This is a genomic window from Candidatus Phyllobacterium onerii (assembly GCF_028331445.1).
GTDB classification, from domain to species: Bacteria; Pseudomonadota; Alphaproteobacteria; order Rhizobiales; family Rhizobiaceae; genus Phyllobacterium; species Phyllobacterium onerii.
Window position 1 is genome coordinate 1 of the sequence record NZ_JAQMHX010000017.1, and the last position, 22115, is coordinate 22115.

The 22115-nt window shown below is 57.5% G+C and carries 21 protein-coding genes; 6 read left to right on the plus strand and 15 right to left on the minus strand.

Translation table 11 applies throughout. From position 1 onward, the window contains the following. The first annotated feature begins 252 nt into the window (after positions 1-252). Positions 253-615 carry a CAP domain-containing protein gene (locus PHA01_RS25240; protein WP_271899123.1) on the plus strand — a complete coding sequence of 121 codons (363 nt, stop codon included), beginning with the start codon at positions 253-255 and terminating at the stop codon, positions 613-615. 47 nt (positions 616-662) lie between these two features. Here the strand turns inward: PHA01_RS25240 and PHA01_RS25245 are convergent, their stop codons facing one another. The 8 genes from PHA01_RS25245 to PHA01_RS25280 all read right to left on the minus strand — a co-directional run bounded on the left by PHA01_RS25245 (position 663) and on the right by PHA01_RS25280 (position 11385). Beyond that, complete coding sequence (locus PHA01_RS25245; protein ID WP_271899040.1) at positions 663-3326, minus strand: nitrate reductase; 2664 nt, start codon at positions 3324-3326, stop codon at positions 663-665. A gap of 1 nt (position 3327) precedes the next feature. Continuing rightward, complete coding sequence (nirD, locus tag PHA01_RS25250) at positions 3328-3660, minus strand: nitrite reductase small subunit NirD (protein ID WP_271899041.1); 333 nt, start codon at positions 3658-3660, stop codon at positions 3328-3330. Positions 3661-3664: 4 nt separating this feature from the next. After that, positions 3665-6130 (minus strand): nitrite reductase large subunit NirB, encoded by a 2466-nt coding sequence (gene nirB / locus PHA01_RS25255; protein WP_271899042.1) that lies wholly within the window; start codon positions 6128-6130, stop codon positions 3665-3667. A gap of 1 nt (position 6131) precedes the next feature. Next, positions 6132-6929, minus strand: coding sequence for an ABC transporter ATP-binding protein (locus tag PHA01_RS25260; RefSeq protein WP_271899043.1), 798 nt, complete (start codon positions 6927-6929; stop codon positions 6132-6134). A gap of 11 nt (positions 6930-6940) precedes the next feature. Continuing rightward, complete coding sequence (gene ntrB / locus PHA01_RS25265) at positions 6941-7834, minus strand: nitrate ABC transporter permease (RefSeq protein ID WP_271899044.1); 894 nt, start codon at positions 7832-7834, stop codon at positions 6941-6943. 10 nt (positions 7835-7844) lie between these two features. Further along, entirely contained in the window at positions 7845-9143 is a 1299-nt protein-coding gene (locus PHA01_RS25270; RefSeq protein ID WP_271899045.1) for a CmpA/NrtA family ABC transporter substrate-binding protein, read from the minus strand. Positions 9144-9499: 356 nt separating this feature from the next. Further along, the gene (locus PHA01_RS25275; protein WP_271899046.1) at positions 9500-10786 is read right to left on the minus strand and encodes a CmpA/NrtA family ABC transporter substrate-binding protein; all 1287 of its coding nucleotides are present in this window, start codon (positions 10784-10786) and stop codon (positions 9500-9502) included. A gap of 11 nt (positions 10787-10797) precedes the next feature. Further along, complete coding sequence (locus tag PHA01_RS25280; RefSeq protein ID WP_271899047.1) at positions 10798-11385, minus strand: ANTAR domain-containing response regulator; 588 nt, start codon at positions 11383-11385, stop codon at positions 10798-10800. A gap of 433 nt (positions 11386-11818) precedes the next feature. On the opposite strand from PHA01_RS25280, the gene PHA01_RS25285 reads away from it, so the two are divergent. Continuing rightward, positions 11819-12178 carry a hypothetical protein gene (locus PHA01_RS25285; protein WP_271899048.1) on the plus strand — a complete coding sequence of 120 codons (360 nt, stop codon included), beginning with the start codon at positions 11819-11821 and terminating at the stop codon, positions 12176-12178. 125 nt (positions 12179-12303) lie between these two features. Here the strand turns inward: PHA01_RS25285 and ampC are convergent, their stop codons facing one another. The 6 genes from ampC to PHA01_RS25315 form a co-directional block, all read right to left on the minus strand. After that, complete coding sequence (gene ampC, locus PHA01_RS25290) at positions 12304-13497, minus strand: class C beta-lactamase (protein WP_271899049.1); 1194 nt, start codon at positions 13495-13497, stop codon at positions 12304-12306. A gap of 58 nt (positions 13498-13555) precedes the next feature. Next, entirely contained in the window at positions 13556-14155 is a 600-nt protein-coding gene (locus tag PHA01_RS25295) for a DUF922 domain-containing Zn-dependent protease (RefSeq protein ID WP_271899050.1), read from the minus strand. 114 nt (positions 14156-14269) lie between these two features. Further along, positions 14270-14788 (minus strand): DUF992 domain-containing protein, encoded by a 519-nt coding sequence (locus PHA01_RS25300; protein ID WP_271899052.1) that lies wholly within the window; start codon positions 14786-14788, stop codon positions 14270-14272. Between the two features lie 200 nt (positions 14789-14988). Then, positions 14989-16059: an ROK family protein gene (locus PHA01_RS25305; RefSeq protein ID WP_271899053.1), complete on the minus strand. Its 1071-nt coding sequence runs from the start codon at positions 16057-16059 to the stop codon at positions 14989-14991. Positions 16060-16137: 78 nt separating this feature from the next. Next, entirely contained in the window at positions 16138-16806 is a 669-nt protein-coding gene (gene otnC, locus PHA01_RS25310) for a 3-oxo-tetronate 4-phosphate decarboxylase (protein WP_271899054.1), read from the minus strand. Positions 16807-16818: 12 nt separating this feature from the next. Next, positions 16819-17817, minus strand: a complete 999-nt coding sequence (locus PHA01_RS25315) for a LacI family DNA-binding transcriptional regulator (protein WP_271899055.1) — start codon at positions 17815-17817, stop codon at positions 16819-16821. Between the two features lie 193 nt (positions 17818-18010). Here PHA01_RS25315 and ltnD point away from each other — a divergent pair, with 193 nt between their 5' ends. From ltnD to PHA01_RS25335, 4 genes are read left to right on the plus strand one after another with little or no spacing between them, the layout of a single operon-like run. Continuing rightward, the gene (gene ltnD / locus PHA01_RS25320) at positions 18011-18946 is read left to right on the plus strand and encodes an L-threonate dehydrogenase (protein WP_271899056.1); all 936 of its coding nucleotides are present in this window, start codon (positions 18011-18013) and stop codon (positions 18944-18946) included. A 12-nt stretch (positions 18947-18958) separates the two neighbouring features. Beyond that, the gene (gene otnI / locus PHA01_RS25325) at positions 18959-19735 is read left to right on the plus strand and encodes a 2-oxo-tetronate isomerase (protein WP_271899057.1); all 777 of its coding nucleotides are present in this window, start codon (positions 18959-18961) and stop codon (positions 19733-19735) included. 3 nt (positions 19736-19738) lie between these two features. Further along, on the plus strand, positions 19739-21019 hold the full coding sequence (gene otnK, locus PHA01_RS25330) for a 3-oxo-tetronate kinase (RefSeq protein ID WP_271899058.1): 1281 nt from the start codon (positions 19739-19741) through the stop codon (positions 21017-21019). A 33-nt stretch (positions 21020-21052) separates the two neighbouring features. Beyond that, on the plus strand, positions 21053-21337 hold the full coding sequence (locus tag PHA01_RS25335; protein ID WP_271899059.1) for an acylphosphatase: 285 nt from the start codon (positions 21053-21055) through the stop codon (positions 21335-21337). 15 nt (positions 21338-21352) lie between these two features. On the opposite strand, the gene PHA01_RS25340 is transcribed toward PHA01_RS25335, so the two are convergent. Further along, the gene (locus PHA01_RS25340) at positions 21353-22111 is read right to left on the minus strand and encodes a class II aldolase/adducin family protein (RefSeq protein ID WP_271899060.1); all 759 of its coding nucleotides are present in this window, start codon (positions 22109-22111) and stop codon (positions 21353-21355) included. Between the last annotated feature and the right edge of the window lie 4 nt (positions 22112-22115).

Consider the following 22115-nt stretch of genomic DNA (forward strand, 5'->3'; position numbering starts at 1 on the left):
GCCTTGGCTATAAAACGCCAGCAGAAGTCTTCCGGCAAAAACTGCTCGCACAGACACGGCGGGCAGGCTAGCTTTCAGATATCGCAAGTCGCGCTTCAGATGGAATCTACAAAGTTTGAATGGCGGTCATGCTAGAACAGTCTGTCAAGACGCCGTACATGAGCACTGGGGAATCCGACAATGAAAATTCTAAATATAATGGCAGTTGCAGTTCTGGTTTCTGGGTGTGCAGGTACGGCACAACCCATCGCAATGACGGGCGATTTCGGCCCCCAGACGCTTACGCTTATCAACTCCTATAGGACGAGCCATGGCCTATCCCCGCTGGTCGCCAATGGCACGTTGAAAGCCCTGGCACGGCAACATAGCCGGGAGCAAGCGGCCCGGGGAGCTATCGGCCATGATGGCTTCCGCCAGAGATCAGCTCAAGCAAAAGCAGCCGGACTGAGTGGAGTATGTACGGAAAACGTCGGTGTCAGATATAGAAGTGCACAGGCTCTTTTTTCTGGATGGAGGAATTCCGCAGGTCACAACACGAACATGCTTCGGCCCAACATGCGATACGCCGGCGTTTCTGTAGTCGGGGGTTACTCGACTTTCTTTGCCTGTGGATAGCGACAGAGCATCGCCGCGAACAGCCTGGCGGCACCCGTCGGCAGACGTCATTCCGCCGCAACGATTTGAGATGCGTCGATAACGCCGCGGATTTCGGCGCGGCAGGAGCCGCAATTGGTTCCGGCCTTCAGGCGTTCGCCGATTGCTTCCACAGTCGTGCAACCGTTATTGGCGGCAGAGGCAATCTCGTTACAGCCGACCGAGAAACAGGCGCAGACAATTGCACCCTTGTCCGGCATGTCCTTACCTGGCCGTCCGGCTAGGAGCTGGAAGCGTTGTCGCGCGTCTGGGAATTGCCGCGTCAGTTGTTCGCTGGTCCAGCTGCGCGAAACAGTCACCGGTTCGCGCGCCACATACAGCGCACCTAAAAGACTGTCGCCCTCGAATGCCGCGATGCGATGCTGATCCTGATGCGCATCGTGATAGGCAAGCAATTCGATATCTCTCTGTGTCTGAAACAGGTTCCGCGCGAAGGCGCTCCAGTCCCGAGGCTCGCTATGACCGGCAAGTTCCAGCCGGTAGCCACCATCCGTCAGGGCCAACGCCCAATATTCTGCATCGGGCAGAGGCTTATGATGCAATACGGCAAAGCCATACCAGCGAGCGGCGAACGGTTTGACCGCGACGCGTGCCATCTTCAAAGCTGGTTGTCCGGAAACCGGATCGACATTGGCGGTAACCAGCCTGTCCACCCGCGCATTGCCGGCAAATTGCCCGTTCCAGTGCATGGGCACGAAGATATTCCCTCTCGCCTGCCGGTTCGTCAGCAAAGCTCGGACGATGATCGTGCCATGATCGTTACTGAGTTTGACCAGACTGGCGTCGGCAATGCCCTGCTCTGCGGCATCGAGTGGATTGATCTCGGCAAAGGGTTCGGCGAAGTGGGCGGAAAGACGCGCGCTTTTTCCTGTGCGGGTCATGGTATGCCAATGATCGCGGACACGGCCGGTATTCAGCGTGAACGCAAAGCGCGGATCGATTGCTTCCACATTCGCCGGTCGCACCGCGATAAAGTGTGCACGCCGGTCTTGCGTATAGAACTCGCCTTGCCCGAAGAACCGCTTTTCGGTCGCGGGCTCATCCCTGCCCTGTGGCCATTGGAATGGCGAAAGTGCATCGTAGTCCGTGTCTACTATGGCGGAGTGTGCGCTGATGTCGAAATCGCGGCTGCCGCGATTCTCGTGGCCCGAAAGCGCTGCATGTTCGGCAAAGATCTGCGCCGCGCTTTCATACGGAAAACCAGCGGCAAAGCCCATCCGCCGGGCCACTTGTGTAATAATCCACCAGTCTGGCCTCACCTCGCCCGGTAGCGGCAGGAACGCACGCTGCCGGCTGATGCGCCGCTCGGAGTTTGTGACGGTGCCATCTTTCTCGCCCCACCCGGCCGCCGGCAAAAGCACATCGGCGTGGCATGTCGTATCCGTCACCGCATTGATGTCGGAAACAACGACGAAAGGACAAGTCTTCAAGGCTCCGATGACCAGATCCGCCTCCGGCATCGAGTCCACCGGGTTGGTCGCCATGATCCATAGCGCCTTGATCTTCCCTGCCCGCGCCGCATCGAAAAGATCGACAGCCTTCAGTCCCGGCTTCGACGCGATGGTCGGAGCGTCCCAGAATTCCTGCACGAGCCGGCGGTGCCCGGCATCTTCCAGATGCATATGGCCCGCCAGCATGTTCGCCAGTCCGCCAACCTCGCGGCCGCCCATGGCGTTGGGCTGACCGGTGACAGAAAACGGCCCCATACCCGGACGACCGATGCGACTCGTCGCCAGGTGACAGTTGATAATGGCATTCACCTTGTCGGTTCCGCTGGCGGACTGGTTCACACCCTGGCTGTAAACCGTCACGCTTCGCTCGGTTCGTGTGAACAGATCAAAAAACGCACGGAGTTCCTCGGGAGGAATCCCCGTCCGAGCGGCAATGCTGCGCAGATCGTGACTGTTGGCGATAGCCAATGCCGCATCAAACCCCGACGTGTATCGCTCGACATAGTTCCGGTCCACCGCGCCTTGCGCCGCGAGAAACCCAAGCAGACCGACGAACAGTGCCGTATCGCCATCCGGTTTTATTTTGAGATGCATGTCGGCAATATCGGCGGTCATGGTGCGGCGCGGATCGATAAGCACGACGCGCATCTCCGGACGCCTGATCTTTGCCGCCGCGATCCGCTGATAGAGCACCGGATGGCACCAGGCAAGATTGGAGCCCGTCAGGACGATGAGATCGGCGAGCTCCAGATCCTCATAGGTTCCGGGAACCGTATCCGACCCGAAAGCGCGCCTGTGTCCCGCCACCGAAGACGACATGCACAGCCGCGAATTGGTGTCGATATTGGCCGAACCGATAAAACCCTTCATCAGCTTGTTGGCGACATAATAATCTTCGGTCAGCAATTGGCCGGAGACATAGAAGGCTACGCTGTCTGGGCCATGTTCGCTTATGGTTTCAGTAAAGCGGCTTGCCACGAGATCAAGCGCAGTATCCCAGCTTGCGGGCTTGCCCCCGATCTGCGGTTCGAGCAGCCGCCCTTCCAGATCGAGCGTCTCGCCAAGAGCGGAGCCTTTCGAGCAAAGACGCCCGAAATTGGCGGGATGCTGGGGATCACCCTTGATGCCTATGGCTCCGCTCTCCTCCCTTGTGGCGAGAACGCCGCAGCCCACTCCGCAATAAGCGCAGGTGGTGCGAACGGTATTGGGGGATTCAAGCATTCTATTCAGCCGCCACGGCAGCACGCTCAAGCAGGGCAAATAACCGCTCGCCATCGCGCTTTATCGCAATGGTTTTGACGCTGCCCTCATCGGCTCCAAGCGCCTTGCCGGTTTCCAGCGAAATCACCCAATTGTGCAGCGGGCAAGTCACCGAAGCACCATGGACGATCCCCTGGCTCAGCGGCCCGCCTTTGTGCGGACAATGGTCGTCAATGGCAAAGACCTGATCTTCCATCGTCCGGAACACGGCGATTTTGCCTTGCGGCGTCATCACACAGCGTGCGCCACGGCGGGGGATGTCGTTAAGCGCCCCGATTTCAATCCAGTCGTTCATACCCTCACTCCGCTGCTTGCTGGTAAGCGATGGTCGCCATGGGCTGGAACTCGTGCTTGTCCACGCCTGACACACGCTCCGACCAGGGATCGACCTGCGCAAATTTCTGACTGAAGACGAAGCGGTCGAAATAGCTCTTGCGCTTTTCCGCATCGCCCATTATCTGCCGGCGGATTTCATCAAGGCCGACACGTTTGGCCCATTTGTAGATGCGCTCCAGATAACGGCCCTGCTCGCGGTACATCTGCGCCAGCGCCACGACGTGCTCCAGCGCCTCATCTTCCGTATGGACCAGCCCCAGAACCTCAGTTCCTTTGATATCGAGCCCGGCTGCACCAGCAAAATGGATCTCGAAACCGGAATCGACGCAGATGATGCCAATGTCCTTGCAGGTCGCCTCGGCACAATTGCGCGGACAGCCGGATACCGCCATTTTCAGTTTGGCTGGCGTCCACGATCCCCACATGAACTTCTCGATGCGGATGCCCAGTCCGGTGGAATCCTGCGTACCGAACCGGCACCAGTCCGTCCCGACACAGGTCTTCACTGTGCGAAGACCCTTGGCATAAGCCTGGCCCGAGACGAAGCCAGCCTTGCCGAGATCGGCCCAGACAGCGGGCAAGTCTTCTTTCTTGATGCCCAGCATGTCGATGCGCTGACCGCCAGTGACCTTCACCGCCGGTATCTCGAACTTATCGACGACATCGGCGATGGCACGCAATTCCTTCGAACTGGTCATCCCGCCCCACATGCGCGGCACAACCGAATAGGTCCCGTCTTTCTGGATATTGGCGTGGACGCGCTCATTGATGAAACGCGACTGGTAATCGTCGGCATATTCATCCGGCCAATCGGAGACGAGATAGTAGTTCAGCGCCGGGCGGCATTTGGCGCAGCCGCAGGACGTCTTCCACTCAAGCTCCTGCATCACAGCGGGAATGGATTTCAGACCCTTCGCCTTGATCAGGCGGCGCACATCGTCATGGCCAAGATCGGTGCAACTGCACATGGGCGTGACTGCGGAAGGGTTATAACTATCGCCCAATGTCAGTGACAAAAGCTGCTCGACAAGTCCGGTGCAGCTTCCGCAGGAGGCGGAAGCCTTGGTATGAGCACGCACATCGTCAAGCGATGTCAGGCCTTTGCCTGTGATGGCGCCAGTGATCTTTCCCTTACAAATGCCGTTGCAACCGCAGATTTCCGCATCATCTGGCAAGGCTGCAACGGCCGCCATAGGGTCCAGCGGGGACCCTCCTTGATAGGACTGGCCGAAAATCAGTGTATCGCGCATCTCCGAAATGTCGGTGCGCTTTTTGGTGAGATCGTGGAACCAGGCACCATCGGACGTTTCGCCATATAGAACGGTCCCGATGATGCGGTCATCCTTGAGAACGAGGCGCTTGTAGACGCCAGCAGAAGCATCGCGCAACACGATTTCCTGCCGGTCGTCCCCCTCCCCGAGATCGCCGACAGAAAACAAGTTTATGCCGGTGACCTTCAGCTTGGTCGGCGTTTCGCTATGGACAAAGGTTGCTTCGCTGTTGCCTGCAAGCTGGGCCGCAACCACCCGCGCCATCTCGTAGAGCGGTGCGACAAGCCCGTAGCACTGGCCGCCGACTTCCGCGCATTCGCCGATGGCAAAAATGTCCGGATCGGATGTACGCATTCCGGCATCCGTGACAATGCCGCGATTGCATTCAAGCCCCGCCTCCTTGGCAAGCGAGCTACTCGGCCGGATACCGACAGCCATGACCACAAGATCGGCGGGTAATGTCGTGCCATCGGCAAGCAACACCCCTTCAACCTTCTTCTCACCAACAATCTCCTTGGTGCTGGCTTTAGTGAGGACCTTGATGCCGCGCGCTTCAACCGCCTTTTCGAGGAGATAGCCCGCAGCGGGATCGAGCTGCCGCTCCATCAATGTCGGCATGACATGCAGGACCGTCACGTCCATATCGCGGGATTTGAGTCCAGCTGCCGCTTCTAGACCCAGCAATCCGCCGCCGATGACGATGGCCTTTGCCCGCGATTGCGCCGCCAGCAGCATGGCCCTGACGTCATCGAGGTCGCGATAGGTCAAGACACCGGGAAGGTTATTGCCAGGCACCGGCAGGATAAAAGGCAAAGACCCGGTGGCGATCACCAGCTTGTCGTAGGGTTCGATGGTACCCGCATCGGAAGTAACCGTCTTGGCGACGCGGTCGATATTGACCACCTTGTGGCCCTTATAGAGCATGATCCCGTGCTTGATGTACCAGCCGTCGCCATGGATAATGATTTCCTCGAATTCCTTTTCGCCGGAAAGCACCGGCGACAACATGATCCGATCATAATTGACACGCGGTTCGGCGTTGAAAATCGTCACGTCATAAGCGTCGGGCGCCAATTCAAGCAAATGTTCCAGCGCACGGCCCGGTGCCATGCCGTTGCCAATGATAACCAGCTTCTGCTTTTTCTCAGATGGTTCCATCTCACGCAGCCTCCACAAGCCGATGACGTTCGTAAAGGAACTTCAGCACTGCCGAGCGGCAGCGAATGTAGGTAGTATCCGACACGAGTTCGATGCGGCGGCGTGGACGAACAAGCGGTACGTCCAACACTTCTCCGATCTTGGCCGATGGTCCGTTCGTCATCATGACAATGCGGTCAGAGAGAAGCACCGCTTCATCCACGTCGTGAGTGATCATCAGTACGGTATTGGCAAGTTCGGTATGAATCTGCATGACCTGGTCCTGAAGATGTGCCCGCGTCAGGGCGTCGAGAGCCCCAAACGGTTCGTCGAGAAGCAGGACTTTTGGCTCAATCGCCAATGCCCGAGCAATGCCGACACGTTGCTTCATGCCGCCCGATACTTCCGACGGGCGCTTGTCCCTGGCATGAACCATCTGAACCAGTTCGAGGTTGCGCATGGTCCACTCATGCCGCTCGGCCCGGCTTTTCGTGCCTGAGAAAACCTTGTCCACGGCCAGTTTGACGTTCTCATAAACTGTCAGCCAGGGAAGCAGAGAATGGTTCTGAAACACCACTGCCCGGTCCGGTCCCGGTGCATCGACGACAGCGCCCTCAAGAAGAACCACGCCGCGCGTTGCCTCTGTCAAGCCGGCGACGATGTTGAGCAACGTCGATTTCCCGCAGCCGGAATGGCCGATAATCGATATGAACTCACCTTTGTCGACGTCGAGCGAGACCTGGTTCAGAACTTGTGTGCTCGCACCACCGCGACTGAATACCATGTCGATCTGTTCGAGCGAGAGATAGGGTTTTGACATGATTATTTCCTTCAGGCGCTGAGCGTGTTGCGGGTGACGACTTTGGCAATGGACGCAATGGCACGATCGAGGAGATAGCCAACAATGCCGACATAGATGAGCGCGAGAATGATGTCGCTCATGCGCGAGGAGTTCCATGCGTCCCAGATGAAAAAGCCTATGCCAACACCACCAATGAGCATTTCGGCAGCAACAATGGCAAGCCAGGACAGACCGATGCCGATGCGCAAACCCGTGAAGATGTACGGTGCGGCGGCCGGGATCATGATCTTGGTGAAATACTCGAACTGGTTGAGACGCAGCACCCTTGCAACGTTCCGGTAATCCTGCGGAATATTGCGGATACCAACCGCCGTATTGATGATGATCGGCCAGATGGCCGTGATGAAGATCACGAAGATTGCTGAGGGGTTGCCGTCCTTGAAAGCTGCCAACGACAGTGGCAGCCAGGCAAGCGGTGGAACGGTGCGCAAGACCTGGAAGATCGGATCAAGACCGCGCATCGCCCAGTCGCTCTGACCTACCAGCGCACCAAGGGCGATCCCTGCGATTGCCGCAAGGCAATAGCCGAGGGCCACACGCTTGAGACTGGCGAGGATGTGCCAGAACAGACCTTGGTCGACGCCTTGTCCGACATAGAATGGATGGACAATCAATTCCCAGGTTTCGGATACAACGCGCGACGGCGGGGGAACACTCGCTGTTGGCGAGGAGCAAATGACTTCCCAAAGAATCAGCAGAAACGCCAGCGTTACCAGCGGCGGCAATATATGTCCTGCAAGGGTGGAGAGCCACTGCGGGAAGCGCCGCCGAGCAACATATGATCTCGGAGTGCTCAACGTCACGACCTTTGCTTGGGTGTGTTGCTGTTTTTGTGGATTCATCCGTACGGGGCTGGCAGTCATACCGGTTCCTTCACGCAAAACGTTTAATGTCGAGGCTGGCGAGATAGGTCTGCGGGTTGTCCGGATCGAAGACCTTGCCATCGAAAAAGGTCTCAGCACCTCGCGATGTCGAAGCCGGGATATCCGTTGCGGCGACGCCGAGGGCCGATGCCGCCTCGCGCCAGAGATCCTCCCGATTGACCTTGCCAACCAATGCGTTGACGTCCGTATCCGGCGCAAATTTGCCCCATCGTATATTCTCGGTCAGAAACCATTTTTCATGGCTCTGGAACGGATAGGAAGCGTGATCGCGCCAGAATTTCATCAAATGCGGGCTGGCTGTCTCGATACGCCCGGAGCCATAGTCATACTCCCCCTTCAACCGTCCAGCGATATCGGTAGCGGGAACGTTGAACCAAGCGCGCTTGCCGACGATTGCAGCCAGTTCGTCCTTGTTCGCCATGTCGTCAGCCCATTGCTGGGCTTCGAGGACGGCCATCAGCAGTGCCTTGGTCGCAATGGGATTTTTCTCGACCCAATCGGCACGCATGGCGAAAGATTTTTCCGGATGTTTGGACCAGATTTCCGCCGTGTTGATTGCTGTGTAACCGATGCCTTGGTTGACAAGCTGCGCATTCCACGGCTCACCCACACAGAAACAGTCCATAGTCCCGACTTTCATGTTGGCAACCATCTGCGGCGGCGGAACCACGATCGTCTCGGCATCCTTGTCAGGGTCGATTCCGCCGGCTGCGAGCCAGTAACGAATCCAGAGATCATGCGTGCCACCCGGGAATGTCATTGCGGCCTTGGCTGGGCTACCCTCTGCCTTCTTCTTGGCAAAAGCCTCTTTCAGTACCCCGGAGTTGGCACCGACTTTCAGATCCGCATAGGCAGACCCAATGGAAATTGCCTGCGCGTCGAGATTGAGCCGCGCAAGAATGACCATCGGTAGAGGCTGGTTGTTCTGGGTCACCTTGCCGCTACTGATAAGGTACGGCATCGGAGTGAGAATATGTGCGCCGTCGATACCGTTACCGGCCGAACCCAACACGAGATTGTCGCGTGTGGTACCCCAGGAGGCCTGCTTGACTACCTCGACATCCGGCATGCCATATTTTGCGAACAGACCTTTTTCCTTGGCGACAATCAATGGTGCGGAATCGGTGAGCGCAATGAAGCCAAGCGTTGCCTTTGTTGTCTCGGGACCGGCAGCTGCCGCAAAAGCGCCACCAGGAAAAGCAGCTTTGGCGGCAGCAAACAGTGCCAGCGTTCCGCCCGCTTTCAGAAGTTTTCGTCTGTGCATGCCAGTCGACAGAGTGTCTTTCATAGTATTTCCCCTGAAACGCGTCGGCCTTTGCAGCCGGTTGAGCCAAAAAAAAAACGCCGCTGGATGGAGTGCATTCCAGGCATACCTGCCGAATGAACTCGCCCGAGCGACGTCTGTGTCTTTGAAAGCACCCGATGCCGGTGCCTGTGGTTCCTGTCGTCATTGACGGAACAGCATAAGCCATGCAAGCGGCGTGCCACTTTTTTTAAAAAACAGCAACTAGTTGAAAAAGTTACACATTTTTTGCGCCACTCTCGCGCGACGCCAAGACTTGCAAATAATCAAAGCAACAGTTTTGTGCAGATAACAGAAGACTGGTGCGAATTTATTGTGCACAGCACAAAACGTATGCGCTCTTAAACATCGCTCTGGTTGGTGGCTTCGGAGCCGATATTCCGAATTCGGGATCTTGCCACATAGCCACGAATGTCTTCTGGGTCGAACGTGGTGCCATCGATGAACACGTCATCCTCAGCGTTTCCCTCGATACGCACATCTTCCATGGGGATATCAGAGCGGCATCCAAGCGCGTTGCGATAGAGATCCGGCCGGAAGGCTGAAGCAACCTGCCGATAGGCTTCCGCCGAATAGGGGACCTGGCCCCATCGCACCATCTGGCTGAATATCCATTGGGCCTGACTGATCCAAGGGAAATTTGCCCCTTGACGATGGAAGGTAAAATAATCTGGAACAGTCCGCTCGGTCCCGTTCGGATCAGTAGTGAATTGTCCCGCGAGCACCCTGTGGAGAATATCTATTGGCACGTCGAGATAACGGGGTTCCGCCAAGATCTGCGCTAGGTCGCGCCGGTTGTCCGGGATATCGCACCATGCTGCCGCCCGGTCCAGCGCGACAATCAACCGTGAGAGTGTTTGGGGATTCTGCTCCGCCCATTCCGGTCTGACTCCGATGACCTTTTCCGGACTGGAAGGCCAGATATCTGCCTTGACGGCAACGATGCGCCCAACTTCGCGCGCCACTGCTACCATATTCCACGGTGCTCCTACGCAGAACCCGTCGATCGCTCCCGCGGACAAGGCGTCGGATGTCATCGGCGGTGGCACCACGACCAATTTTACATCTTCTTCCGGATGAATACCGCCAGCTGATAGCCAATAACGCAATTCATAATTATGCGAGGAGAATGGATAGGTCATCCCCAAGACCGGCAAAGCCTCGCCCTTTGCCCGCATTTCCTCGATTACCAGTTTGAGGGCTTTGGCATTGGTCAGGGCATCTTCATGTCCAGCAAGACCTGCCTTTTCCTGCATACGACGATAGAGCTCTACGGAAAGCGTAATGGCGTTACCGCCACGCCCGAGCATGAAAGGAGCAATCGTTGGAGAAGGATTGGACCCAAGACCCAGCGCTGAGGCGACCGGCATCGGAGCTAGCATATGGGCGATATCGAACTGGCGGAACGCCAGCCGGTCGCGGATATTGGCCCATGAAACGTCCTTGACCAGATCTATCTGGATACCTTCGCGAGTAGCAAACCCAAGCTCCGAAGCGGCAATGAGAACAGCGGCATCGACGAGCGGGATGAACCCGGCGCGAACCAGCTTGGCACTTGCCGCGCGGATCGTGGCAGGAGATGTTGGCCCGCTCTTGTGCTGATCAATTCCGGTCGGGATGAAACTCATTCTAGCTCTTCCTAACTTCCCAGAATTGCCGCCGCCATGACGACGCTTTGGGCAATATCGGCAAGTTTCTTCTTTTCGTTCATGGCAGTCTGACGCAAAAGCGCATAAGCCTCATCTTCGGTTAATTTGCGCGATTTCATCAGGATTCCTTTGGCCCGGTCGATGATCTTGCGCTCCTCAAGGGCACTCTTGGCGTCGGCCAGTTCCTGCTGCAACCGGCTGAACGCCTTGAAACGGCTGACGGCCATATCAAGGATAGGCTTCACACGTTCTTTTCTCAAACCATCGACCACATAGGCCGAAACGCCAGCTTCAACAGCCGCTTCAATAGATAAAGTGTCCGAGCGATCCACAAACATCGCGATAGGTTTGCGTACAGAACGCGTTAGCTGAAACAAATGCTCAAGCATATCGCGGTTGGGCGTTTCAATATCGATAACAATGACATCCGGACCGATAATCTCAATCTGCCGCGCCAGTCCGACAATATCGTGCAGCACCACCACGTGCGTATGCCCCGCCTCCCGCAAGCCCTCTTCGATAATGGCGGCGCGGATACGGTTTTCATCGAAAATCATGATCGACAAGGCAGCGTTCATGCCTCATTTTTGCGCATGCACGAATATTGTGCAATGCTACATTAGGCCACACTGGTGGAGAACAACATCAACTTTGCACAACTAGATTTCCCTCTGGGGTTGAAATTTTCATCCCGGATTCGGGGTTTCTTGCGCCGGAATCGCGAATGTTTGGGTGAGATTCATGTGTTTTCAAAGCATTCATATGCCGAAAATCCAGCAGGCATACAACTCTACCAAGACGGATAGTATCGGCTGTTCAACGCTGTCATACTCAAGTTTGCCTCCGTCAATACCTATGGCACCTATGGCTAGTTTTCTCCGGCCCCTGCAAGATCTACCCTTGGTCTGCTACCCGGGAACCGCCGGCGATGATCCCATCGCGACGCGACGGAACGAGACGGGCGGCTGACGATGGAGCGACCTGTCGCGCCATGAAAACCGGAGACGCAAAATGCGCTCAACTATTCTGAAAGCGGCTCTTGCCGTACTTCTCACCTCCGCTCCCCTTACAATGGCCTTCGCGGCGCCGGGCCCTACCCGGTATGTGCCAAGTGGCCAGCTCAATTCCATTCTTACCGACCTTAACAATGCGGACACGCGGATTTCTCAGGAACGCAACCAAAGGTTGATGACACCCGCCGAGGCCCATGGTCTCAAGGCCGAACTGTCTTCGATCCGTAAAGACGCAATCGCCGCCAACAGGGATGGTGTGATCCCGATGGGAGAGTATCGGCCATTGATGGGGCAAGTCGAGAAGGTCAATGGTCACTTATTCGGCGAACCGTATTATCGGTGGAATCATCTAAACTAGATACACCGGCTTCCTCCCAGCTGGACAACGCCTCCGGGAACGGCCCGGGGGCGTTGCTGTTTGGGTTGGATTGCACCGCTGTGGATCGCGTTAGCCGCCCCAAAATGATGCGCAGAGAGGACGTCTTATTCGACAGGAGCTGACTCATGACCCGCACCGCCGCTGTCGAAGCGGGCGAAAAGCTGGTGAACGATCTTCACCCGGTCTTCATTTGGGTAGAACCTGTTGGCGAGGATCACGATGCCCATTTGCTTATGCGGCACGAAAGCGACATAGGCGCCGAACCCGTTTGTCGATCCCGTCTTGTTGATGAGGACATCCTCACGCGGTGGCATTGGAGGGCTTATCCGCTTGACGGGAAGCGCTGGCTTTGAGGTTCTCTGGGAATTGCCCTCAAGCAGCGTGGGAAGCGCGACCGGATAGTCATATTGCTCCCATACGAGGTCCTGGGTCATCTCGCCTACCCCGAAATAACCTGCATGCGTGTCGCTTATTGCGCGCGCGAGCTTCTCATCCAACGGAACGAGGTTCATATTTGCCTTGAGGAACTGGATCAGGTCAGCGGCCGTCGTTCGCACACCATAAGCCTCCGATGACAGAACCGCATTGCTCATGCGCACGGGCTTGCCTGCCTTCGTGTATCCTTGGGCATAATCCGCCATCCTGTCGCGCGGGACGTTAATGTAGCTGTTGGCCATGCCCATCGGTCGAAACAGCTTCTGGTCGACCAGCGTAGCGAAATCCCCTTTCATACTGTGGGCCGTTATGTAGCCGAGCATGCCGATGCTGGGGTTGGCATAAGTCCGGTGTGTGCCAGGAAGGTAAGCTGGCTGCCACTCCTTGAAATATTTGAGCATCTGCTGTTCGTTCTTGACATTGTCCGGCACTTGCAGCGGAAAGCCTCCCGGCGTGTGCGTCGCCAGATGCAGAATTTCCACATCACCAAAGGGGCTGCCTTGCAGGGCTGGAACGTACTTGCCTGCCGGCTCCGTCAAGGCGAGATCTCCGTTGGCTTGTGCGTAAGTGGCCAGCGTGGCGGTGAACGTCTTGCTGACCGAACCGATCTCGAACAGCGTTTTGTCCGTTATCGGCTTACCGCCTTCCTTCGCCATTCTCCCATAGTTGAAAACGTAGGATTTCCCCTCGAGAATTACCCCGACAGCCATGCCTGGGATATCGTATTGGCTCATGACCGGCCGTACGGTGTCGTTTACCCAGACTTCGACGTTATCCCGTTGATTCTCCGCTGCGCCAACAGGGCTTGCTGCTGTGGCGGAAACGAACGCAGCCAGGATCGGAGCCAGAAGTTTCAGGTTCATCAGTTTTCGTCCTTCAAGAATACAAATCCGGTGCTCAAGCACCCCCACGCCCGCTTGCCTAGGCCCCGTTCACCAATGCCAGGATGAGCTGGTGGATATTTCCGCCTTCACGGAGTTCAGTTCGATCAAAATCACGGCTGCGCTGTCTCTGGGTTTGAGACAGTTCGGAAAGGCGCTTCGTCATCTCCGCTCTGATCTTGGTGCATTTGGGATCATCGGGCACGGACAAGCCGACCGTTGCAGTCTCGATTGATTTTACCATCTCGCGGATCATATCGCCGTGCACGGCCTCATGACGGCGGATCCCGGTGATAAACGTCTCCCAGTCTCTGGCGACTGCGCCCGGCAGCTTTCCAGCAGGCTTCGGTATGGTGTAGGTGATTACAAGCTTGGGCTTTGCGGAGACGAGCGTGCAGGCCTTGCCCTGGTTTTCGTATTTCCTCGACCATGTCAGGCGGAAATTCGTATGCGCAATGGCGCTCCCATTGTCACCGGCGCTCGGTCCCCTCTCCCCGATCGATGCGTAAAGCTCAGCACCGGATTGTCCTGAAACCGCATAGCTCTCTACTTTTTCGACTGCTTGCCACTCGGCAAGTGCAATTGCAGGTAACGAGGCACAACAGGCAGCCAGCAACGAAAGTTGGACGACTGTTTTCACCAGAATCCCCCCGGATTATCAACATCGTGAAAATGGCGCGTTCCGATTGACGTTTGGCGCGCTTAAAGAGGTGCTCCCTTCCGCCGAGGCGAAAGGGAGATATCAACGATACCGTCAGTTCGCCGAGGCGAGTGTCATCGACGTGCCGGTGGCAGCAAGATTAAGACCAATCTGGCCCGTCACACTGATGGCCTGAAGATGGATCGAGCCCGCCGTGCCGCCAAACAGCACGTTGGTGCCGATACCGGCGCCAACTGTCGCTTCCGCCGTGGCGCCGCGATAGATGCCGCCGAGCGAGCCATGATGGTAGCCGGCTGTCGGTGCGAACACGGCCCAGATAAGCCGGCTGCGTGTGGTGAAGCCCACGTCAACCCCGAGCTTCTTGATTGCACCGCTGTAGTGGTCCGAACGTTCGCCGCTGAGGCTGGAGCGGAAATCGCATTCAATCTCCTTGGCCGAGCCAAGCACATAACCAATGCCGCCGCCAATAGTGCAATCGAGGTAGCCGATCTTCACACCACTGCGCAGATCCGGTTCCTCATAGGTCCGGATGGTGTCCGCCGCCTTGGCAGCCATCGTGCCCGCGAGAGTTAGCGACGCTGCCGTGAGTGCCATCGCAAGAATCTTTTTCATAATTTTCTCCTTTTTAGTGTGACCGGTGCACCGCAATCGGTCGTTCAGCCGACAAAACTCAGCAAGCTGTATAGGTCATCAGATGTGTGAGGGCGCAGTAGCAGACAGCCGCACAGTTCAGCGCCATTGGGACATTTTGAAGGCATGAAAAGGCTCTCCCAGTGCTGTTCAGCAATTCGCACCCCACTGTGCTCATCTGGTCACTCCTTGTTGGTAAAACGGGCGTTCCCGAGGCCTGTACCTATGGTCACGACCCCCCAACGCTCAACGTCCCGCATGAACGGAACCTGTGAGAGCCCCTGCACCACGGCATCATTATGCATGATGACAAAGGTTGGGTGATCGCCGATTTTCGGTATGGCTTCAACGAGGGCTGCCGGAAGGTTGAAATTCTTGCTCTCCCAATTCCCGCCGGGAAGATTTTGGCCGCCGTTTGCGATGGAGCCGTCCGGCATGATCGTACCTGGACATGCAATGCCAATGACCGGTGCCGGCATAAGATCGGCCTTTTGCGCTCTGGCGATAAGGCGTTCCACAACGCCTACGATATGCTCTACGGCTGCCGTGCGATTGGGTTCGTCATCGGCGTGGCGCCAAAGTTCCGATTTCCAAACTCTGGCTTTCGATAGATCGGCTTTGTCCTTGCGGCGTGTTTCGACAACACCAGCGCGAATGTTGGTGCCGCCGATGTCAACGGCGATCAGCGAATCGTGACCCTCAAGCATCCAGGCGGGCATGAGTTGTACTGCACCGATAAGTCCGGCTTCATCCGGATGATGCACGATCGGCACAAGCTCGATTTTCAAGCCATCCGATTTCAAGAGCACCATCGCCCGGGCAATGGCCAGTTCCCCGAAAGCGCTTTCTCTCATGCCCCCGCCGACAACGACGCGTTCAGTGCCCCTCCAGCTCTTTTCCTTCAGGAAACGGGCAAGCACCTGAGCGAGTTCGCCGGCGAAATCATCGACTGCGCCGAGAACAAGGGCCGCAGCTTCCTTGTCCTTTCCCTGCACCAACGCATCGATCTGTTTCTTCGACAGATCCTTTGTCGGCGTGTCCCCAAGCGGATCATCGCCGCCGTTTTTGATACGTTTGCGCCAATCGTCTAGTTTCTGTTGGAATGCCGATTTACTGGCCTTGTCGCCGATGAAACCATCCTTGTCGCGCAGCTTCAAATTATAGCCGTCGACCGTTACCGACGGCAATGAAGGGGCGCCATGCGCAACTGGCACAGGATTATCCTGTTTCAAGTTGTCCTGGTGTTTCGTCATGCCTGCCCCTTGCACAAATTTACGATCATCGTGACAGGAACGCTGCGGCTTGGCCGAAGTTCCAGCCGGATCTCGCACTCACTTGTGATCGTGATCGTCGTGAACGGGGAGATCGAGGCCGAAAGTCGTAACGAGATCGGCAACCTGGGCAGGGCTGAGGTAGCGTGGGTTGAGGTTGCGCAGGAGGAGGTAAAGCTTCGCTGTCTCTTCCAGCTCCTCGGTGGCAAAAACGGCGGCTTCCAGACTATCACCGGCCACAACGGGGCCATGATTGGCCAGAAGCACGGAGGAATATTTGCCCGCAAGGCCGCGGATCGCATCGGCAACTGCAGGGTCGCCAGGGCGGTAATAGGGCACGAGGGCGGTCTGGCCGGCGCGCATGAGATAATAGGGCGTCATCGGCGGCAGTGCGGCGCGTGGATCGATCTCCGGCAGCATTGTCAGGGCAACAGCATGCGTTGAATGAAGATGGACGACCGCGCGCGCACTTCCGCGCGTCTCGTAGAGGGCGCTGTGCAGCGGAATTTCCTTGGTGGGTTTATCGCCCGAAACCAACATGCCGGCAGCATCGAGGCGAGAAAGCCGGGCCGGGTCCAGAAAGCCGAGCGAGGCATTCGTCGGTGTCACCAGCCAACCACCATCATCAAGCCGCAACGATATGTTGCCCGACGACCCGGGTGTCAGCCCCCGCTCGAACAGCGAGCGTCCGTATTGGCAGATTTCCTCACGCAGGCGTGCATCAGACATTCGAATCCTCCGTCAGGCGGTTGCACCTTCGATCAACTCAAAACCAAGATCGATAACCTGTGATGGCGCGTTGTCCATGATGAGCTTTGCCGCCATTTGTCCGGTCGCGACGCGCGGCGTGCGTATCGTCGACAGGGCTTGCGGCATAACCCGGCCGAGATCAAGGCCATTATAACCAAAAATCGCCAGTTGGGACGGGATGACAATTCCTCGCGCCAAACAGTGGAAATAGCCCCCGAGCGCCATGTCATCATTGGAAAAGTAGACGGCGTCCAGGTCAGAGGTTCTGGCCAATAGACTGTCGAGACCCAAACGCCCTCTTTCGACAGACGAAGCCTCCCTATAAATTTCCCGATCTGCAAGCGGCACGTCATTCGCACTCAATGTCTCGCAGAAGCTCGAATAGCGTTTGGCGGCACGTGTATCGCGGTCGAGATCATGACCGACATAGCCTATCCGGCGATAACCGCGCTTCAACAGGAACTCGGCGCTTGCACGGCCGGCAGCGCGGTTGGAGAAGCCAACGGCAAGGTCCAGCGCGGTGCCATCCACATCGAGCATTTCCACCACCCGGCAATTGGCGGCGCGCAGCATGTTGATCGTGCGCTCGGTATGTTCATAGCCTGCCAGCATCACCGCCGCAGGCCGCCAGGCGAGCATAGAAGCAACCAGCGCCTCCTCCCTTGCGGGATCATAATCAGTGACAGCAAAAACCGCCTGATATTGATTTTCCTCCAGCGTTGCGCCCGCACCTCTCAAAACATCGGCAAAAACGATATTGGACAGCGACGGTATGACAAAGGCGACGAGGCGGGAACCGGCCGAGGCCAGCGTACCAGCGATGCGGTTTGGCACATAACCGAGCCGCTCAACGGCGGTCATGACGCGATCCCTGGTCTTGCCGGAATAAGAGCCATGGTTTCGCAACACGCGCGAAACCGTGCTTTCACCAACGCCGGCCGCCTCGGCAACCTGCGCAAGCGTTACTGCCGCCTGATCTCTGGAGGTCATCGTCCCTCTTGTATTCTTTCCAATACGCGGTCGAGACACGGTATTCGCCTCAGCTACTTCCCTAGTAAAGTTTTTTTGGCAGCGCTACCATTTTATGGTTGGCAGCGCTGCCATCCGTGTCTATCACTTCGGAAACAATTGTTGAATCCCATGGCGGGCGACTCGAATACCCGCCAGACCGGAGGATATTTTTATGTCAGAGACCAATGCGGTCCGCCCAAATGCCGTTGTGGCGGCGGTAATCGGACTGGGTTCAATGGGGATGGGAATGGCCAAATCCATGAACCGTGCCGGCATTGACGTGATCGGCTGTGACATTGCACCCGCGGCCGTTGATCGGTTCATAGCGGATGGCGGGCGTGGCGCCGCCACAGCCGCCGGGGCCGCCACGGGTGCCGATATCGTTGTGTCCGTGGTCGTAAATGGCGCGCAGACCGAGGCCATATTGTTCGGGCCGAACGGCGTCGCCAGCGCAATGAAGCCCGGCGCCGTGTTCATCTCGTCCGCAACGATGGATCCTGCTGTCGCACGGGATCTTGCGCAACGAGTCGAGGCTCTCGGCCTTCATTATCTGGATGCCCCGATATCCGGTGGCGCAGCAAAGGCGGCGAGCGGCGAACTGACGATCATGGCGTCGGGCTCCAGGCAGGCCTTCGAGCTTGCCTGCCCGGCTCTTAATGCCATGGCGGGCAAAGTCTACGAACTCGGCGATGCAGCCGGAGCAGGTGCCGCCTTCAAGATGGTCAACCAGCTCCTTGCCGGTGTGCACATCGCCGCCGCCTGCGAGGCTATCACCTTCGCTGCCAAACAGGGGCTCGACCTCGACAAGGTATATGAAGTGATCACTGCCTCCGCCGGCAACTCATGGATGTTCGAGAACCGGGTACCGCACGTGCTGGCGGGAGACTATACGCCCCTCAGCACGGTCGAGATTTTCGTCAAGGATCTTGGCATCGTCCAGGATATGGCACGGGCAGAGCGTTATCCGGTGCCGCTCGTGGCTGCGGCTTTGCAAATGTATCTGGCTGCCTCCGGCGCCGGCATGGGCCACGATGATGACGCGTCTCTTGCACGGGTATATGCCAGCCTGTCCGGGGCAAAGCTGCCGGACGCGAAACCGAAGGGTTGAGAAGGAGCGTTGATGCCGGTATTTGCCGCCAACCTGTCGATGATGTTCAACGAGTGGCCGTTCCTCGATCGCTTCGCCGCTGCTGCCGATGCCGGTTTCACCGCGGTTGAATATCTCTTTCCCTATGAGTTCTCGCCCGAGGCGATCTCCGAGAAGCTCGTCAGCAACAATCTTGAGCAAGCCCTGTTCAACCTCCCCCCAGGTGATTGGGCCGCGGGTGAGCGCGGTATAGCTGCGCTGCCCGGACGGTTCGATGGCTTGAAGTTGGATGTGGAACGGGCGCTTGACTATGCATCGGCGACCGGCGCAAAGCGGCTGCACCTGATGGCCGGCATTGCGGATCCCCATGACAAGACGGCCGCATCCTGTTACCGGCACTCGGTCACCTACACAGCCGGCCGGCTTGCCGAAGCTGGCATCGACCTGTTGCTCGAGCCGATCAACGGGCGAAACATGCCAGGATATTACCTCAATGATTTCAGCACAGCCGAAGAGCTCATTGCAGAACTCGGTCTGCCGAACCTGAAGCTGCAGTTCGATATCTATCATCGGCAGATCATGCACGGCGATGTGGCCATGGCCTTGCGCCGCCTGATGCCGATCGTCGGACATATCCAGATCGCCAGCGTCCCCTCGCGCCACGAGCCGGATGGGGAAGAGCTGAACTATCCCTATCTGTTCGATGAAATCGACCGACTTGGCTATGGCGGGTTCATTGGTTGCGAATACATCCCGAGAGCCAAAACCCTGGATGGCTTGAACTGGTTCGAACCCTTCAGACGGAGCTAGACGATGGCTATCTTGCTTGGATCAATCGCGGATGATTACACAGGAGCGTCCGATCTCGCCAATACGCTGACGAAAAATGGCCTGCGTACGATCCAGACCGTAGGCATACCCGACGCCGCGTTGGACCTGCCCGATGTGGATGCAGTCGTGGTCGCACTGAAGATCCGCTCGGTGGCCGTAGCAGACGCCGTATCATCTGCATCAGCGGCCTATCAATGGCTGCAAAGGAGAGGCGCAAAGCACGTCCTTTACAAGATCTGCTCGACATTCGACTCCACCGATGCCGGCAATATCGGTCCGGTCACTGAAGCACTCAGCGATATAGCAGGAGGGGGCATAGTTCTTGTGACGCCGGCCTTTCCACAGACAGGGCGCACGGTCTATTTCGGCCACCTCTTCGTTAACGGACAACCGCTGAACGAAAGCCCCCTGAAAGATCATCCTCTCAATCCAATGCACGATGCCAATCTGGTACGCGTCATGGCAAGGCAGTCGCAGGGGACCGTGGGCCTCGTCGATCTGACGACGGTCGCAGGCGGGCCGGCGGCTGTGAAGGCGCGTCTCGACAGCTTACGCATGCAGGGCTTCACCACAGCAATCGCCGACGCAATCGTTGATCGCGATCTCGAAACACTCGGTGATGTCGCGGTCGAAATGGGGATCTCAACCGGAGCATCCGGTCTGGGGCTTGGACTCGCCCGCGCTCTGGTAAAATCGGGCCAGGTGCCCTTGCAGGCTGGAACGACGGATGGTGCCATGCATCCAGTCGGCGGACTGGCCGCCATTGTCGCCGGCAGCTGCTCTCGGGCGACGCTCGAGCAGCTGGAAATTGCCGAGCGGTCCATGCCCGTTCTGAGGCTCGACAGCGAAAAGCTGATTGGGGGTTCAGACGAAATAGCCGCGGCTCTCAGCTGGGCTGGCGAGCGCGTTGCGGCCGGTCCTGTCGCCATCGCGGCAAGTGCATCACCAGAAACAGTCTCCGAGCTTCAATCGCGATACGGGCGTGAGGCATCTGGCCATGCGATCGAGGCTGCAACGTCGACTATCGCGGCTGAGCTCGTGGCAAGGGGCGTACGGCGGCTGGTGGTCGCCGGCGGCGAAACCTCCGGCGCGGTAGTCGACAGGCTTGCCATTCCCGCATTTCTGATCGGGCCTGAAATCGCACCGGGCGTGCCAATACTGCGCACAGTCGGGAGTGCGCAGGGAGATATGCTCATGGCCCTCAAATCGGGGAACTTTGGGGGCAAGGACTTCTTTGCAACCGCTCTGACCATGATGCGTTAAAGACAATAGCGCGGATAGTTGATGGAGGCGGCGATGACAACCGAACCCAAAGCATTAATGGTTCGCATCCGCGGAAGGGTGCAGGGCGTAGGTTTTCGCTTCTGGACACAGAGGGAGGCGCAAAAGCTCGGCCTGAGCGGCTGGGTGCGCAATGGCAGTGATGGCTCGGTCACCGCCCGCATCGCCGGACCGGAACAAGCTGTGTCCACAATGCTGCAACGCTTCAGGGAGGGGCCGCCAGAGGCGTCCATTTCAAGCGTCACCAGCGAAGCCGTCGATGGCGACCAGCCGGCTGACGGTTTCAACATCGTCAGTTAGGACTGATCACTACGCTCAGGGTGCCGCGTAATACCAATCAGCGGCAACGACACCCGCATCGACAGCCCTTCCCGCGTAATATTTCCAAAGCTTGTGGACATGTCTGTCCCGATTGAACGTTCGGCCAAAGTCTTCCAGCTCGCCGGCCGTAAGGGGTTCCACCTCTCCCAACATGTGGGCGTCGTATAGTGCTTTGGCGTTCTCAACGAAATGGATCGAATCGATCAAGAGATGCTTGACCGATTCCGCGACAATCACCTGACCATGGGCCCTGATCTGCAGCGCCTGCTTTTGTCCCAGCGTCTCCGCGAGCGCCCTGCCAAGAGTGGCATCGCTCACGTGACTTGGATCCGGGTGAACGGGAATACCGCTCGCCCAGCGGATTGCATGGTTCTTGACGGGAAGAAGCGGCCGGTTCTTCACAATCGTGAACGTCGTAGCAAGATCATCGTGGAAATGGGCGACAGCCTGAACATCCTGCCGGGCACGAAGTATCTCAGTGTGGAGGTAAACTTCAGCCGGGGCGCGAATACCTTCCGGACCGGCCACTACGACACCATCGAGATCACAGATCAACAGGTCGTCAGGCCGCAGCGAAGCACGGCTTTGATCGAACGACTGGATCAACAGATGCTGACCGTCCGGCAGCCGCGCACTGACATGGCCACTATAGCCAAGGATGTCGAGACTGTTGAGGATAAGTGTGCATGCGGCGACCTCTTCGCGCAATTTCTGCTCAACGCTTCCAGACAGGGGTGGCTGATTAATGGTCATTTGT

Excerpts from the sequence above, each read along its gene's own strand:
- PHA01_RS25240 (WP_271899123.1), top strand. The coding sequence starts at position 253 with ATGACGGGCGATTTCGGCCCCCAGACGCTTACGCTTATCAACTCCTAT.
- PHA01_RS25245 (WP_271899040.1), bottom strand. The coding sequence starts at position 3,326 with ATGCTTGAATCCCCCAATACCGTTCGCACCACCTGCGCTTATTGCGGA.
- nirD (WP_271899041.1), bottom strand. The coding sequence starts at position 3,660 with ATGAACGACTGGATTGAAATCGGGGCGCTTAACGACATCCCCCGCCGT.
- nirB (WP_271899042.1), bottom strand. The coding sequence starts at position 6,130 with ATGGAACCATCTGAGAAAAAGCAGAAGCTGGTTATCATTGGCAACGGC.
- PHA01_RS25260 (WP_271899043.1), bottom strand. The coding sequence starts at position 6,929 with ATGTCAAAACCCTATCTCTCGCTCGAACAGATCGACATGGTATTCAGT.
- ntrB (WP_271899044.1), bottom strand. The coding sequence starts at position 7,834 with ATGACTGCCAGCCCCGTACGGATGAATCCACAAAAACAGCAACACACC.
- PHA01_RS25270 (WP_271899045.1), bottom strand. The coding sequence starts at position 9,143 with ATGAAAGACACTCTGTCGACTGGCATGCACAGACGAAAACTTCTGAAA.
- PHA01_RS25275 (WP_271899046.1), bottom strand. The coding sequence starts at position 10,786 with ATGAGTTTCATCCCGACCGGAATTGATCAGCACAAGAGCGGGCCAACA.
- PHA01_RS25280 (WP_271899047.1), bottom strand. The coding sequence starts at position 11,385 with ATGAACGCTGCCTTGTCGATCATGATTTTCGATGAAAACCGTATCCGC.
- PHA01_RS25285 (WP_271899048.1), top strand. The coding sequence starts at position 11,819 with ATGCGCTCAACTATTCTGAAAGCGGCTCTTGCCGTACTTCTCACCTCC.
- ampC (WP_271899049.1), bottom strand. The coding sequence starts at position 13,497 with ATGAACCTGAAACTTCTGGCTCCGATCCTGGCTGCGTTCGTTTCCGCC.
- PHA01_RS25300 (WP_271899052.1), bottom strand. The coding sequence starts at position 14,788 with ATGAAAAAGATTCTTGCGATGGCACTCACGGCAGCGTCGCTAACTCTC.
- PHA01_RS25305 (WP_271899053.1), bottom strand. The coding sequence starts at position 16,059 with ATGACGAAACACCAGGACAACTTGAAACAGGATAATCCTGTGCCAGTT.
- otnC (WP_271899054.1), bottom strand. The coding sequence starts at position 16,806 with ATGTCTGATGCACGCCTGCGTGAGGAAATCTGCCAATACGGACGCTCG.
- PHA01_RS25315 (WP_271899055.1), bottom strand. The coding sequence starts at position 17,817 with ATGACCTCCAGAGATCAGGCGGCAGTAACGCTTGCGCAGGTTGCCGAG.
- ltnD (WP_271899056.1), top strand. The coding sequence starts at position 18,011 with ATGTCAGAGACCAATGCGGTCCGCCCAAATGCCGTTGTGGCGGCGGTA.
- otnI (WP_271899057.1), top strand. The coding sequence starts at position 18,959 with ATGCCGGTATTTGCCGCCAACCTGTCGATGATGTTCAACGAGTGGCCG.
- otnK (WP_271899058.1), top strand. The coding sequence starts at position 19,739 with ATGGCTATCTTGCTTGGATCAATCGCGGATGATTACACAGGAGCGTCC.
- PHA01_RS25335 (WP_271899059.1), top strand. The coding sequence starts at position 21,053 with ATGACAACCGAACCCAAAGCATTAATGGTTCGCATCCGCGGAAGGGTG.
- PHA01_RS25340 (WP_271899060.1), bottom strand. The coding sequence starts at position 22,111 with ATGACCATTAATCAGCCACCCCTGTCTGGAAGCGTTGAGCAGAAATTG.